We start from the raw sequence: 14,797 nt of genomic DNA, 5'->3' as shown, positions 1-14,797 counted from the left end.
ATCAACCTGCCGCCATTTCCTGTTCGACTGAGCTGTTTCGTCGCGCGGCCGCCGCTTGCCGCTCGGCCAACGCTCGACCGAAAATGAGATCCTCGCGGACGAAATCGATCGCGGCGCCGGAACGAATGAGATCGAGATACCAAAACGAGTCGGCCGTATCGCCGTAGAGCACGGCGCCGACGACGCGACCGCCGGCAATCACCAGCTTTCGGTAGGTGCCGAGACCCTGATCACTCAGCACGACCGACTCGGTGCCGGGCGCGCCGAGAAAATCGCCGGCGGAGCACACATGAACGCCGGAGACCTTGAGATGGGTGGCATTCACGCTGCCGAGATAGCGTGCGTCGCGGCCGGCGAGGCGCTCGGCCAGCACGCGCGCCTGCTCGTAAGCGGGCTCGACCAGACCGTAGCAGACGCCGCGATGCTCGGCGCATTCACCGATTGCGAAAACATCGGATGCGCTGCTGACGAGATGATCGTCGACGACGATGCCGCGATTGACCGCGATGCCGGCGTGAGCGGCGACTTCGGCGTTCGGCTTGATGCCGACCGCAACAACGACCGTGTCGGCCGCAAGGACGCGGCCGTCCTTGAGCTCTACACCCTCGACGTGACCATTGCCGACGAATCTCGCCGCCGCGACGTCCAGCAGCACCCGGATGCCTTTCGCCTCGACCGCACGCTTGAGCAGCAACGCGGCGCGTGCGTCGAGCTGGCGCTCCATCAAGCGATCCATGAGATGAACCAGTGTCACCGATGCGCCCGCTTTGGCGAGACCGTAAGCCGCCTCAATGCCCAGGAGCCCGCCGCCGATCACGACAATGGGCGCACTCCGGCAGGCGGCCCGCGACATCGACGCGACGTCGCTCAGGTCGCGGAATGTTAGCACACCAGGGAGATCGGCGCCGGCGATGCGCAAGCAGATCGGCCGCGAGCCGGTGGCGAATACGAGCTTGGCGAATGGCAACGCTTTGCCGTCGGACAGCGTCACGGTGCGTGCGGCAATATCCGCCGCTGTCACGCCGACGCCGTAGTACAAGGTGATGCCCCGATCGCTCCACCAGGCCGCTGGCTTCAGTGAGATGTCGCTCGCGCGCACTTCGCCAGCCAGCACCGACGAAAGCAGCACGCGATTATAGGCAAGCCGCGGCTCTTCACTGATCACTGCGATGGCATAACGGCCGAGCGCACGTTGGGCGAGCTCTTCGCACAAGCAGGCAGCCGCCATGCCGTTGCCGACGATGACGAGCGGTTCGCTCATCCTAAACCCTGCTCCAGCGTCCACAGCAGCGCCCGCGCCAACGGGCGTGTAATCGGGGTCTTGCGTAACATTGTAGGCACTCCTTTTGGATGCGACGGCGTCCATTCGACTCACGATCGTTCGCCTGGATCGCGAAAATCAGATCGATGCTCCGCCGCCGCTGTGGAGCTGGGATGGACGAAGAATATGTTCAAGAACATATTTTGACTGCCGGTATCGTCGCGCCAGTTGGAGGCGCGTCGCCGACTCGTTCATGGCCAGCCAGCACCGACGAAAGCAGCACACGATTATCGGCAAGCCACAGCTCTTCACCGATCAGCAAGCCGCGGCTCTTCACTGATCACCGAGACGGGATAACGGCCGAGCGCACGCTGGGCGAGCTCTTCACACAAGCCGGTAGCCGCCATGCCGTTGCCAACGATGACGAGCGGTTCGCTCATCGTAATCCTAAACCCTGCTCCAACGTCCACAGCAGCGCCGCGCCAATGGGCGTCGGCTGCCTTCGCGCCATAGTCGACGTGTCACTTGGCAAGAGCGCTCGCCGCCGGCAACACGGCTTCGAGATTGCCCAGACTGTTGACCACAACGCCCAGCGTCGCCATCAGCTTGCAGCCTTGTTCCGTCATATCGACGCGTAACAAGGGCTTGCCGCCGGCGCAATCTCGAACAGCCGCCCATAGAACAAGGGGCGGCTTGCGATGTCGGTGCAACCAATCCCAGCGCGGACCACGCATGCGCGGAGCGCGGAGCACGCCGCAAATGTGTCGGGTATGACGCGGCAACGCCGAGCGAATTGGCTGTAAGCGGCCATGAACGAGTCGGCGACGCGCCTCCAACTGGCGCGACGATACCGCCAGTCAAAATATGTTCTTGAACATATTCTTCGTCCATCCCAGCTCGACAGTGGAGCCTGGATCTGATTTTCGCGATCCAGGCGAACGATCGTGAATTTTTTGTCAGTCGAATGGACGCCGTCGCGGCCCAAAAGGAGCGCCTACAATGTTACGCAGGACCATGATCGTCTTAGCTAAGGCTGCCGGTCTCACCCGCGGACTGACTGTCGAAACGTTTGCACATGGTGATGCAGAGGGCGTGCTTGGTCCGCGCTGCGGATTGGTTGCGCCGACATCGCAAGCCGCCGCCTTGTTCTATGGGCGGCTGTTCGGGGTGGGACAAATATGAACCTGCATCGAGTATCTTGGGTTGGCAGCCCAGCAAGTAATCCGCCGCCTTCCGGGGGTGGCCACCCGCAGGGCCAGCCCGGTGGTCCGGCAAAGCTGAAAACCCCGAGCCTCCTGCCCGGCTCCGACGGCGAGCACGCGCTGCAGGCGAAATATGCCTCCGAGGATCGGGCCCATACCTTTTATGCCCGGCAGGTCCTGAATTTTCTCGCCCCGCGGATGCAAGAATTCATCTCCCGGCAGGAGTTCATGTTCGTCGGCACCGCCGATCGTCACGGGGAATGCGATTGCAGCCCGAGATTCGGCGAGCCCGGCTTCATCCATGTGCTGGGGAACAGGCATCTCCTCTATCCTGAATACCGCGGCAACGGCGTATTTGCCAGTCTGGGGAACATTTCGGAGAATCCGCACATCGCCCTACTGATCCTCGACTGCTATCGAGATTCCGTCGGCCTGCATGTCAATGGCAAGGCGCGCATCGTGCAGAGCGACGAGCTCGAAGCCTTTGCCGACAAGCTGCCCAAGGAAGTGCTGGCCGAGTTGGCGAAGGACGGCAAGAGACGGCCGAATCGGTGGGTGATGGTCGAGGTCGAGGAGGCCTACATCCAATGCTCCAAGCATATCCCGCTGCTAAAAAAGCTGGAGCGACCGATCGACTGGGGAACCGACAGCGTCGCCGCGAAGAAGGGGGATTATTTCCAGCTGAAAGACATCCCGCTCTATGACCGGATCGGCGGTGACCAGGCGATGGAGATCGCCGTCGATCTGTTCCACCGCAAGCTCCTCGAGGACGACCTCGTCGGGCGCTTCTTCGACGATGGCGATATGGCGGCTCAGCGGCTCAAGCAGAAATCCTTTCTCGCCATGGCCCTTGGCGGTCCGTACCAGTACAGCGGCGTCGAGCTGGTCAGCAAAATGGGGCTGGAGGCGCGGCATTTCGACCGGATATTCGCGATCCTCAAGGAAACTCTGGAAGAGCTGAAGATCGGCGGCCCGGAGATCGAAGGCGTGATGCAGGTCATCGAGACCACGCGCGAAGCCGTCCTGAATCTCTTAGATCGCCAGTGCTGGCGGTGAGGAGCGCACCATGACCATACGGGATGGCGATGGGAATGTAGGATCGGACCCACCCGAACCGGCATTTTGGGGACAGCTATTCGCCGGCCTGCCGGCGCCGGTCGTCGTCGCGGACGGTCCCGCCGGATCGTCGACACCGCAATCCGAAACTCTCATACGTCGCCGCAACACCTGGATCGATCGGCTGTTCGCGGGCGAGGAATCATATGCCAACTCGCCCGACAAGATCATCATCCTGCAGAACGGTGTCGAGATCGAGGATGTGCCGATCGATCCGCTGGGCAGCTGGACCGTCGTCGGACGACATCCCCGGGCCCATATACAACTCGAGGCCTACAAGCTCGGCCTGTTTCACGCCGCTTTCCACAAGAAGGACGACAGGTTCTATCTCCGGGCGATCGATCTTGAATGCGGGGCGCTTCTCGATCGAAAAAAGATCAAGGCGGGTGTGCCGGTCCCGCTACGGGATGGGTCCCTAGTCGACATCCCGGGCTATCAACTGCGTATCCGCCTTGCCAATTCTCCGGCCGCCGCAGGGGAGGAAATCGTCGAGGCCGAGGAATTGGCGGAAATTCCCTCCTATTTCTATGTCCTGTCCCCGCCCCCTTCCAGCCCGGGACTGACCAATCGCATCGAGGATCGCGCCGCCATCGCGCTCTGGTCGGGCGGCGTCACGAGCTTGAAGGTGGTGGACATCATCGAGGAAACCGCCGATGCCAAGACCTTTCGGCTCGTCGGCGAAAAGCCGCTCCTGTTCTCCTATCGACCGGGTCAGTTCGTGACTCTCCTTCTCACCATCGATGGCGAGTATATCGAGCGGTCCTACAGCATCTCATCGAGCCCGTCCCGGCCGCATGTTCTCGAATTGACTGTGAAGCGCGTACCCGGTGGTCGTGTGTCGAACTGGCTGTGCGACCATGTTATGCTTGGGGGGCGGTTGACCATCAAGGGACCGGCCGGAAAATTCAGCTGCTTCGATTGTCCGGCGTCAAAGATGCTGTTCATCGGCGCCGGCAGCGGGATCACACCGATGATGTCGATGAGCCGCTGGATCGTCGACACAACCGCCGATCTGGATGTGAAGTTCCTGGCCTCGTTTAAATCGCCTGCGGACATCATTTTCCGCAAGGAGCTCGAGCTCATCTCGGCCCGGCATGCCTGCTTCCGCGTTGCCGTCACCCTGACCTCCGCTAGGCCCGGGCGAACCGAATCCTGGACCGGCCTCACCGGGCGATTCGACAAGTCGATGATCCATGCGCTGGTCCCCGACCTCGATCAGCGGCACGTCTTCCTGTGCGGGCCCGAGCCCTTCGCCGCGGAGGTAAGGAGGATCCTCCAGGAGCTCGGCTTTGATCAGGCCAAGCTTCATAGCGAAAGTTTCGGATCCGGCCGGGTCGCGGGGGGAGGCACGCGTGTGCCGAAGCCGCTGGCGCTGTCCGAGCCGCGGCACCGTGTCCACTTCATCAAGAGCGACAGGACGGTCGAGACGGACGAGACCGTGACCCTCCTGGAACTGGCGGAAGCCCACGGAATCGAGATGGATTACGCCTGCCGGACCGGGAGTTGCGCAGAGTGCGAGGTGAGCTTCACCGGAGCGCTTTCCGAGAAACCGGAGTTTGAAAAGGACCGCCGGCGCAAGGAGAACGGTATCGCCTTTGCTTGTTGCAGCGTCGCCCTTTCCGATCTCGAGGTGGAAGCGTGAAAGACGGCGCAGCGGAGCAAACATTGATGCGGGGCCACAGGGTTGAACAGCTTGGCATAGCGACCGTCGGCTTTTTTTGGTGCTTCCTGATGTGGTTCTCCACGGCTGCGTTTAGCCCGAGCATCGCGGCGACGTATCATCTCACGATCAAGGACCTTGGCCTGCTCGCCAGTTCGGCCATCTGGATGACGCCGGCCGGGCGCATCTTCGCCGGCTGGGCGTCCGATCGATATGGCGCTCCGCGGACGTTCGCCGCGATCCTTGCCGGCTGCGGACTGGTTTCGATCGCGTCGTCTTTCACCACCAACTACGAGCTGCTTTTCGTCGAGCGAGTGGTCGTCGCCATTGCCGGCGTCTCCTTCGTCGTCGGTGTCCAGCACGTGGCGCAATGGTTCGACGCTCACGAGATCGGCACCGCCGAGGGACTTTACGCCGGCACCGGCAATGTCGGCGCTGGCGCCGGTGCATTGTTGCTGCCGCGCATCTTTGGCACCGACTATCAGAGCGCATTTCTGTGGCTGGGTATGATCGCTCTCGTCGTCGCCGCTTGGTATCTGTGGCGCGGTAGTGCCGCCAAGACCATGGAGCGGCGCGACGTGGTGCGGCGCGGCGGCGATCTGCGCGGAATGGTGTTCGTGTGGACCCGCTATATCGCCATCGCTTTGATGCTGGCCTATGCGATGTCGTTCGGCCTGGAAATCGCGTTGAACGCCTGGCTGCCGGGTTATTTCGCCCGCGGCTTTCACGATGAGATTCTTGCGCTCGGCTTCACCGGCGTTGCCGGCGTTCAGGTCGCGGCCGGCACGTTCGCGGCCGTGGCATCGTTCAACGCGTCTTTGTTCCGGCCGTTCGCCGGCTTTATGTCTGACCTCTTCCAACGCAAGGGTTGGACGCCGTTGCCTTTCATTGCCAAGGAACTGCCCTACGCGCCGCGCCTGCATTGGCTGGGAATCGCGCTCATCCTGATCATGCTGTCGATGATCGGGCTGAGCGTTGCCGGGCTTTACGGCTTCTTGCCCTGGTCGATCGCGGTGCTGGTGGCGCTCGGCATCTTTGTATCGTTCGGCACCGGCGGCACTTTCGCCCTGGTTCCGCTGCTCTTTCCGGACCGCCCCGGTATTGCCGCCGGCTTCATCGGCGGGATCTCAACCGTCGGCGGCATCGCCTATCCGCTGATCTTTGCCAGCAGCGTCAACGGTCACGTGGGATATCTGCACGTCGCACTCTACATGTTCGCGCCGTTCATCCTGTTCTACTTCTGGGCCGCGCGTTACGAGCGGCACCCGCAGGAGCATGGTCTGCTTGGACGCATTCTGGCCGGCCTGAGCTCTGCACCGAAGCCGTCGTGAAACTCTCCAGGAGATGCAATGAACCCGGTTGATATTCGTGTCGCGCCGCGCGAGCCTTGGTACAAATACGGCGTCGCCGTCCTGCTGTTCGAAATGGCCGTCGCCATCGCGGTCAGCGGCTACTCGCTGTATATGACCTTTAACGGCCTCGGCGGCTTTCCCGGGAAGCATTAGCGCCCGACGGACTACGAATCCAAGCGCCGGCGCCGCACCGGGCGCAGCGCGTGCTCTTCGGTCGCACTCTCCGCGAACAGCTCCGCCAGCTTCTCGGACATGACGCCGCCGAGCTCCTCGGCGTCGACGCGTGACGTAACGCTGTCGCCTCCGGTCTTCGCACGGCGACTGCCAACCTTTCGCTTTGCGTTGGGCACATTTTTAGAGGCGAGCTAATTCCTTGCTTTTGACAATCCCGGTCAACAATCACTTGTAAAAGATGTAGTCAGCTGTGTAGTCGACACGCCGCTCTGTTCCGGCCGTCGGACACGCGCCGATCGGCCCGACTCCGCCGGAGGTGTTGACCCGTTGCACGAAACGCGCACCGGCAAGTACCCCGGATCCCGAAGGCTCTGTCGACAATAGCAGCCAGGGAATTGCGCCCCCCTTCGGAGCAGGCTCAGTTGCTAAAACCTTGCCGACGATCTTGGAGCCATCGGGCGCTTCCCAGGTCGGGCCGGCGTAGTGCCTGGCGAACGGCCTGCCCTGTGCGTCGACAAGCTTGGCCTCAGGGCCCTTGAAGCTCCATTCGGTGGCGGCGCCCTTGACACCGCAGACGTATATCTGAACGCCCTTGGCGGCGTACTCGCCGACGAGCGGGCGCTCCTGCGGGAGCGCGAGTTTGGCCGGAATGTCCTGAGCCGTCGCAGAAACCGCGGAAAGAGCAAAAGCGGCAAAGGTGAAAAGCGAGCGGATGAGCATGGAGTAGTCCTTATCGTATTAGGGTGAGAGGCTATTCATACCTGCTCGCACCGGTGACGGATGGCCGTCCGACCTCAGATGCGGAGAGCGGCAGGTCCTGGAAGGCTTTGTCGCACATGGCGTCGATGCATCCGGCCGCCGCGCTTCCTGCGGAGGCTGTCCTGGCTGCCACACGACGTCCAGGCGAGCCTTTCAGCCCGACGTTGTTTGGCGGGTCCGAGTTTCCTGACGAACCGAACCGAGCGGTCCAGCGTTGCTCGACGCGTCTCTGAACGTGAAGAGGAATAGTGCTCATGGTTGAAGCTCCCGTTCGGGATCACCCCAACATTCGCAGTACGTCCCATGGCGCCAGGTGAGTCCATCCGGCTCAAGCGTGAGCTGCATAGGATCAAGCTCTCGCGCTTGATGCGCCGCAAATCTACTTGAACTGCGGAATCGCCGGAACGTGTATGTTCGGCTGCGGAAGCGGGAGTATCCTGGAAGCGTTTCCAATCCTGCTCGGGTCGGCCGACATGTTACCCAGCGTGCCAAGCACAGCAGCGTTTGGTCGGCCCCCTCCTGTACCCACTGTGGCCGAGCCCAAATGTCCCGCCGCAGCTGAGCCGCCGCCTTGCGCAAATGAAGCGACAGGCGTGGCCAGGACCAGGAACAATGCTGCAGCGAATTTTGTCGTGTTATTCGACATGGGGAGCTCCGTTCGTCAGACTGCCCCCGGAATGTTGTTGAAGCTAGGTCTATAACTCGGCGACGCCACTAAATTCCGATTTAGGGTCCACCATAGCTCTCCATCCCGATTGACCATGCTTCCGTCTTCCGGATGCCCCGATCGTCAGTCGCATAAAAAGTGAAGGCGCCTTCGCTGCTTGCGTGGGGACAGTGGGCAGAGGTCGGTAGGACCCCTGCCTCATCGCCACACAGCGGCCAGCACGACAACGACAATGATCAGATTGCGCATTCGCCAAGGTTGCGATTTCGCAATCCGTCCGAAACCATTGAATTCCTATTTAGATCTCGACGCTGCAGAAAAGCTGGTGAAATCAATCCAGGATGCAGGTTCGTCACCCCTGCGCTGGATGTTCTGCTACTTTCGCAGCTTGACGCGTGCAGTCGCCACCGATGCCGGAAGCTGTGGCCTCACATTGCGCGTAGCTTGTAAAGCCGCAGTCACCTCCGGCCTCTTATGACAGGCAGTAATGTTCGGTAGTTCTGTGAGGTTTTGCCTTTGCTGGCTCTGCCGCCGGGGCGAAAGAGATCGCAGAAAAATGCGATTGTTGCAGCTACCACCATCATGGAAATGGTCTTCATGTTTCCTCTCCCACGAAGAGCCTGCTCCTTTGCCGAGCATGCGCGCCGCATCCGCGGATGCAACTTAATAATGATTCATCCGGCTTGCTGCATTGGTATCGATGCAACGCTAGACCGTGATGACGGTCAACCTCCAGTGTCGATCATCACGTTTGAAGGAGCTACCCAAAACACAAATGGCGGAGCTCACGGCGCGCTCCCATGTAGTCAGTACCATTACCCAGGAGACCAAGATGAAATTCGCATTGATGGCCGCCGCTGCTGTTGCCACAGCCGCATTCGTAACCCCCGCGCTGGCGCAAGCCGTTATCTCAGATCCTGGCTATTGCGCGCAGTTCTACCCGAATGCAAATTGTCAAAACCTGGGACCGGGGAATCCGTACACCGATGGTGGCTACTATCGCGATAACGACTGGCGGAATAGTAACGCCAACATGCAGCACCATGTAAGCCACCACATGCGCGGGCAACATCACCACTAAGGGTCCTTTGATATCAAGAGATATCTTGGCGACCTTCGGCGCAGCCCGATGTTTCAGTGACGTCGAATGTCTGAAGTTTTCGGCTACAGAAAAGATGGATGGCACCCAAATGCTCGCTGAGGATTGCTGATCCATGCCGGCGCCGCCGCGCGCGCAGAAAACACTTTTGCAAAACTACCTGCCAACTGTGGGGACGCGCGTGATCTGCCCTCCAGATTAGCTCCAGGAGACCCGAAATGATCAGATTGCTCACCCTTGCCCTGTTAGCCGGGGCTATCGTCACCCCGGCCTCGGCTGCGGATGTCACGAAGGCGGAATTGATGCAGGCTGCGAGCGCGCTGGCGCAGCAATATGACGCCAATTACGCCGCCAAGAATCCAGCGGGCATGGCCGCGCTCTACACCTCGGACGGTGTGCTTGTCGCACCGTCCGGGTCGATCGTGCGTGGTCGGCAGGCCCTTACGACTTATTATACCAAGCGCTTCGCCGCCGGTGCCCAGGACCATTCGATCAAAGTTGTCGAAGCGCACGTCCAGGGCAATGGCGGGTATGGCCTAACCCAATTCACCGTCACTGTACCGAAAACAAATGGCCATCTTCGCAAAGAGCACGGCAGCATCGTCGCAGTTTATCAGCGCGACGCCGATGGATGGCACATGCGCCTTGTCGAACCGAGCGTGCCGGAGTCGGTCGACCAATAGACGGCAGTGACGCAGCCTATCATCCAGAGGACGACCTTTTCGACGCCTCGGAACCAAGCGGCCTAGTGTAGACCTATACTATCCTTCGCTACCCAAAAGCCCGCTCCGACCAGACCGCATCGACAAAGCCGTCAACCACGTGGGTTTTTGACGTCACGTCAAAGCCGCCCGAATGCGATGGAAGCGGCGATCGCGCGGACCTTAGGTTTGCTCTCGAAATGAGATCGCGTCAAAAGGAGAATATCTTTGTGCGTCATCGACACATATCAAAGTACGTCGTTGGCACATGACATCCGGTTTCAGCGAATAGATTCCGGTGACGGAGGGACTCACTTCGTCCGTCCGCAATAGCCAACAGATTTCGTGTTCAAGGCTAGACCTGCATCCCGGTTGGTGGCTGCCAATTCAAGAGATCAACCATGCTGGTAGATGTAGGTGATATCATTGTTGCTGATGACGATCCCACCTTGCGGCAGATGGTGATCGGAACTCTGTAAGAGCACGGTATGCCGACCAGGGCTGCGTCCAGTCGGGCTGAACTGCGCTGCCATCTCGAGGAAACACCGGCCCGGTCTAATCATTCTCGACCTTCGCTTGGGTCAGGACGATGGGCTCGTTGCTGCGAGAAATCCGTTCGCATTCGATGTGCCTGTCATTATTCACCGCCGCGCACCGGCCCGACGAAATCGATCGGAGTCGCGGACCTTCTTGGCCATGATCCCTTCTTTTTCGGGAACAGGGAGCTGCGCTGCTCCGGCGACGGCTCAGAATGCTTACGGAAAAACAGTTTACCGCGCCGATCTTCGTGGCTGCGCGTTACGACATAATTGGCGCCGAGCGAGTCGGTTACGGTTGTAGCAGGTGGGCACCACCGCGGATGGCGTGGTTGATGCCCGTCGCGCCTCGTCCTCAAGCGACTGGCGCAGTGAGATCGGAATATCGATCGTGAGCTCTGCGGTCCGCTGATCGGATCTTGCCTTCATCATCATTGCCTTTTTCTTTGCTTTCGCCGTTTGACGTCTCGTCACCCGAAAAATGAGCGTCGATGTATCGATAGGCGTATGGTCAGCGTGTGGAGCTCTTAAATCCAATATCGAATGATTGGATTTTAATCACACGAACTGATCAAATCGCAGGCTTGGCTAATTGGCGATGTGGCCTCGCGGCACGGCTATCCGCTTCGAGCTTGTTGATCAGATCGATGTTGAAGAATCGGCCGCGGCTACGCCGCGGTCGGTGACCGCCTGGGAGTGTCATATGCGGGCGAGGCCAATCGACTATGACGCGATCCGGATCATCGATCGCGTCCGAGCCACGGTTGCCGGAGGCGCAACAGATCGTGACGTTGTCGCCCTTGTGGATGTACTAGGGCCGTTGTGGCTCTGGGAAGGCAAGCACCTCCCGAGTGTAGGTCTCGACCACCTCGCTGAACGGGGTGCCGTCCGGCAGGGAAAGCACAGCGCAGTGCTGCAGCACCGCGTGGGGGATTGTGAGCGTCGCCCCTTTCCGCTCCGGCAGCGGGGCGCCCATTTCCCAGTCCTGCGGCAGCGGTGGCCAGAGCAGCTTCGCCGATAACGTGTGGCGCCGGAAATTAAGCGCTTGCACTGCTCGGCCGAAAGCGATGTCGGTGGTGTCGAGCAGCCGGTTCATCTCCGGTGTCAGCCGGGCGGGTACGTACCAGTTATCCGCTTCCGAGAGAATGTGGTCGCCGCAGATGAGGCGCACTCTGCGGTCGCGGACAGGCTCCGTCGCGCTGACGCCGAGAAGCTGACGCTGCTCATCCGTCGGCGCTTGCTCCGCGCCAGCGGCGCGATCGGCCACGATACGAGCCGGCGAGGCCAACCGGTGGGCGGCACACCAGCGGTCCAGAGTCAGCGTAGCGCAGTCGTGGCTTAGAAGCTCTGCGTTCAAGGTTTGCAGGAGGGCGAGCGCCTCGAGACGCGCGGTGAAACTCTCCTGCCACGGCAGCGCGCCGGTACCCTCGGCGTCCGCGGTGTGTGTAAGTAACATCATGAGAGCACCCTATCGTTTGATGTATGGCTAGGCGTAAGGTTAGAATGCGCGGGACTCTCAAACCCAATATCGAATAATTGGATTTTAATCACACGAACTGATCAATCGCAGGCTTGACTAGTTGGACGTCTCTCTTCGCGTTGCTCCGGGTGGTCCGTCATCTGCGTCCCTGCAACTCCACTAGGGTATCTACACATCTCTTCGATCTGAAAAACTGACTCATGATCAAAGACTTAGTTGTTACCTGAGGACGAGATATCCCGCGTCGGGTCTAGCGAAAATGCGCGGCTTTTCAGCATTCTGTCGACAACTCGCTGAAAAGACTCAGGAAGATGTGTAGATGCCCTAGTGCAACTCCAGTGCCACCCCTCCAAGAGTCAGCACGAACGCGCAGATTTCCCGGAAACCTAGTGCCTCGCCGAGAATCGCAGCGGCAGACAGCGCGCCGACAACCGGGACCAGTAGAAGCCCGGTCGATGCCGTCGCTGCGGGAACACGCTCAAGGGCAGCGAACCACGAGAGATAGCAGAGAGCCATGGGACACACCGCCATGTAGGCGAGCGCGCCTGCTCCAGCGAAGCTCAGCGGCCTGATATCCGACCCGTTGAGGGTCAAGTCAACGACGATCATTGCCGCCGAACCGAGGCCGATCTGCCACGCGGTTGAGACCATCGGCGGCAGCGGAATAGGCGCTCGGGAGGTGACTGCGCCCAGGGCGAACAGGATGGCCGCGACAAGGGCGAGCGCCACGCCCGGAAACGTTTCGATCCCGCCTCCCAAATTTGCTCCCATAAGGAGGACCAATCCGGCCACGCCGAGGCACAGGGCGATCACACTTCGCAACCTGGGGCGCTCCCCAAGGATCGGCCAAGCGAGCAGCGTCGCCCAGATCGGCATGGAGAACGTCAGCAGCGCAGCTTGTGCCACCGTAAGCCACAGTAGCGCCAAGGCTGTGAAGCCCATCCAGGCGAACACATTAATCGCTGCCCCGAGGGCGAGCCGCGACGCCAGGCTGCGCGAGGGTAAGACGTTCTGTCCTCGCACCACCGCGATGATGGCGAGGCCGAGCGCGGCAGCCAGCCCGGCGCAGCCGCGGGCGAACAGCGGCGGCCAATCGTGCATGGCGATCTTCATCATGGGCCAGCCGAGGCCCCAACCAACGGCGGTCGCGACCACAAGCAGCGGGCCCCAAGCGTGCGACCTGGAGATGACTCCGGGCCGACCATTCGTAAAAGGGGTATCGGGCGTCATTTCGGTCTCTGCTGCAGCGGAGCCAGTCTCTTTACAAGCCGCATTACGCCCGGCGCGCCGAGACTCGCAGAAATCTTGAAGCCAGCTTTTGCTGCCACCGCCAGCATTTTCTTATTACTAGCAAATGTCTGAGCCGTTATCTGACGAACGCCGGCCTCTGACGCGAAGCGTTCAAGTCTGCCCAAGAGCAGTTTTGCGAGGCCGTTACCCTGCCAGGAGTCGGCCACCGATACCGCAAATTCTGCTGACGAGGCGTCGGCCGCCCGCGCATAGCGCGCCTCTCCAATCACGACTTCGCAGCCATCGACGAAGACTTCGGCAACGAGCGCGACATGATTGGCATAGTCCACCTGCGTGAATTGCCGCAACAGTTCGGAAGACAGTTCACTGACAGGATGCATGAACCGACTGCACCGCGCGTCAGCGGAAAGACCATGGAAGAACGTGTTCAGGAGCTCCAGATCCTGCGGCAAGACAGGCCGGATAACGACACGTTCGCCAGCAGTCAGACGTACCACGTCGATCAATTCGGCAGGATAACGCTGGATTTGGTAAGCCATACCTCAATCGCTCTGCGCCCGAAAAATGAGACACGTGGTCGTGCTGTGGGCGAGCAAGTGTCCTTTGCTGTCGGTGAACCGTTCTTCTGCCTTGGCGAGCGCCTCAGCATCGTTCGCATCGAACATGTGTCGGGTAACGCCTGTGTGATCCATTACAATCTGCGTAGGTCCGGCTTATCGATAGGCGTAAGGTCTCAGTGCGGGGCTCTCAAATCCAATATCGAATAATTGGATTTTAATCACACGAACTGATCAATCGCAGACTTGACGATCTGCTTGGCAATGCAACTCTTCCAGCTCGGCAGTCCTCTCGAGTAGGCCGAGACTGGTTGCCTTCAGACGAGCGAGGCCGAGAACGCCATCGATGAACGGCGTCCGCACCCCAACCATTTGGCCTAAATCGCGAGTCACGGTCAGCAACGCGTCGATCTCGACCGGCTTGCCATGCTCGGCATCCCCTCCGAAGGTGGAGGCCGCACGTTCGAATCGTGCCGGGTGCGCCACACCGGCAGCTCAGTCGAATGGAAGCCAAAGAAAAAATTGCTCCCTCTGCGACCGACGGCGGAGCCGATCGACGGACACCACTCCGGACGGAGCCGGGTTACGGCGTAGCCGACGACTGCCAATCACGCTTTCGGCCACAGGACCAATTGCGTGTTGCGAAAGTAAGCGATTGCGACGCCATCGGCCTCGCGGCGCACTTCGGCGTCCCACACTTGCGTGGTACGTCCTTTATGTATCGGACGCGCCGTACAGACCACGATGCCCTCGCGTGCCGTTCCGATTAGGTTGCTCTTGAGCTCCATGGTGGTGAAACCACTGGCGCCGGCCGGAAGGCCGCGCAAAGTCCCGTAACCACAGCAGGTGTCAGCGAGTGACGTCACGGTGCCGGCGTGCAGATAGCCATTCCAGGCGCCGAGGGCGCGGCTTACCTCAAGCGTCGCGACAACTTCATCAGCCTCCACTTTACGAAAGCGCATCCCAAGGAGACCGGGGAGAT

Annotated in this window: 15 protein-coding genes and 1 pseudogene; 7 read left to right on the top strand and 9 right to left on the bottom strand. The window is 60.6% G+C overall.

The annotated features are described in order from the left end of the window. Position 1: 1 nt before the first annotated feature. From J6497_RS18925 to J6497_RS41990, 3 genes and pseudogenes are all read right to left on the bottom strand, one after another. Positions 2-1,261 (bottom strand): NAD(P)/FAD-dependent oxidoreductase, encoded by a 1,260-nt coding sequence (locus tag J6497_RS18925; protein ID WP_225705801.1) that lies wholly within the window; start codon positions 1,259-1,261, stop codon positions 2-4. A gap of 256 nt (positions 1,262-1,517) precedes the next feature. Then, positions 1,518-1,701 (bottom strand): annotated as a pseudogene (locus tag J6497_RS41995) (hypothetical protein); the annotation flags it as partial. Between the two features lie 81 nt (positions 1,702-1,782). Continuing rightward, positions 1,783-1,995, bottom strand: coding sequence for a globin family protein (locus J6497_RS41990; RefSeq protein WP_376708232.1), 213 nt, complete (start codon positions 1,993-1,995; stop codon positions 1,783-1,785). 444 nt (positions 1,996-2,439) lie between these two features. Here J6497_RS41990 and J6497_RS18915 point away from each other — a divergent pair, with 444 nt between their 5' ends. Genes J6497_RS18915 through J6497_RS18900 form a run of 4 tightly spaced genes read left to right on the top strand, consistent with a single transcriptional unit; the run spans position 2,440 to position 6,744 of the window. Continuing rightward, complete coding sequence (locus J6497_RS18915) at positions 2,440-3,519, top strand: pyridoxamine 5'-phosphate oxidase family protein (RefSeq protein WP_225705800.1); 1,080 nt, start codon at positions 2,440-2,442, stop codon at positions 3,517-3,519. A 10-nt stretch (positions 3,520-3,529) separates the two neighbouring features. Next, entirely contained in the window at positions 3,530-5,221 is a 1,692-nt protein-coding gene (locus J6497_RS18910; protein ID WP_225705799.1) for an FAD-binding oxidoreductase, read from the top strand. 26 nt (positions 5,222-5,247) lie between these two features. Further along, a complete protein-coding gene (locus J6497_RS18905; RefSeq protein WP_225705798.1) occupies positions 5,248-6,570 on the top strand; it encodes an MFS transporter in 1,323 nt (440 codons plus the stop codon). Between the two features lie 18 nt (positions 6,571-6,588). Beyond that, positions 6,589-6,744, top strand: coding sequence for a hypothetical protein (locus tag J6497_RS18900; RefSeq protein WP_225705797.1), 156 nt, complete (start codon positions 6,589-6,591; stop codon positions 6,742-6,744). Between the two features lie 246 nt (positions 6,745-6,990). Here the strand turns inward: J6497_RS18900 and J6497_RS18895 are convergent, their stop codons facing one another. Continuing rightward, on the bottom strand, positions 6,991-7,485 hold the full coding sequence (locus tag J6497_RS18895) for a DUF3455 domain-containing protein (RefSeq protein ID WP_225705796.1): 495 nt from the start codon (positions 7,483-7,485) through the stop codon (positions 6,991-6,993). Between the two features lie 938 nt (positions 7,486-8,423). On the opposite strand from J6497_RS18895, the gene J6497_RS42450 reads away from it, so the two are divergent. The 3 genes from J6497_RS42450 (at position 8,424) to J6497_RS18880 (ending at position 9,973) form a co-directional block, all read left to right on the top strand. After that, complete coding sequence (locus J6497_RS42450; protein ID WP_249793636.1) at positions 8,424-8,669, top strand: hypothetical protein; 246 nt, start codon at positions 8,424-8,426, stop codon at positions 8,667-8,669. 354 nt (positions 8,670-9,023) lie between these two features. Next, positions 9,024-9,272, top strand: coding sequence for a hypothetical protein (locus J6497_RS18885; protein WP_225705795.1), 249 nt, complete (start codon positions 9,024-9,026; stop codon positions 9,270-9,272). A 236-nt stretch (positions 9,273-9,508) separates the two neighbouring features. Further along, positions 9,509-9,973 (top strand): YybH family protein, encoded by a 465-nt coding sequence (locus J6497_RS18880; RefSeq protein ID WP_225705794.1) that lies wholly within the window; start codon positions 9,509-9,511, stop codon positions 9,971-9,973. 1,365 nt (positions 9,974-11,338) lie between these two features. Here the strand turns inward: J6497_RS18880 and J6497_RS18875 are convergent. The 5 genes from J6497_RS18875 to J6497_RS18855 form a co-directional block, all read right to left on the bottom strand. Beyond that, positions 11,339-11,986: a hypothetical protein gene (locus J6497_RS18875; RefSeq protein WP_225705793.1), complete on the bottom strand. Its 648-nt coding sequence runs from the start codon at positions 11,984-11,986 to the stop codon at positions 11,339-11,341. Positions 11,987-12,331: 345 nt separating this feature from the next. Beyond that, a complete protein-coding gene (locus tag J6497_RS18870) occupies positions 12,332-13,168 on the bottom strand; it encodes a DMT family transporter (RefSeq protein ID WP_446479927.1) in 837 nt (278 codons plus the stop codon). Between the two features lie 65 nt (positions 13,169-13,233). Further along, entirely contained in the window at positions 13,234-13,797 is a 564-nt protein-coding gene (locus tag J6497_RS18865) for a GNAT family N-acetyltransferase (protein ID WP_225705791.1), read from the bottom strand. 252 nt (positions 13,798-14,049) lie between these two features. Next, positions 14,050-14,301, bottom strand: a complete 252-nt coding sequence (locus J6497_RS18860) for a hypothetical protein (protein ID WP_225705790.1) — start codon at positions 14,299-14,301, stop codon at positions 14,050-14,052. Positions 14,302-14,423: 122 nt separating this feature from the next. Next, positions 14,424-14,797, bottom strand: a 374-nt coding sequence (locus J6497_RS18855) for a PaaI family thioesterase (protein WP_225705789.1), incomplete at its 5' end; no start/stop codon positions are given.

It is taken from the genome of Bradyrhizobium cenepequi (assembly GCF_020329485.1).
Classification (GTDB): domain Bacteria; phylum Pseudomonadota; class Alphaproteobacteria; order Rhizobiales; family Xanthobacteraceae; genus Bradyrhizobium; species Bradyrhizobium cenepequi.
The sequence above is the reverse complement of the archived record's forward strand: the minus strand, read 5'-3'. Positions and strand labels throughout refer to the sequence as shown.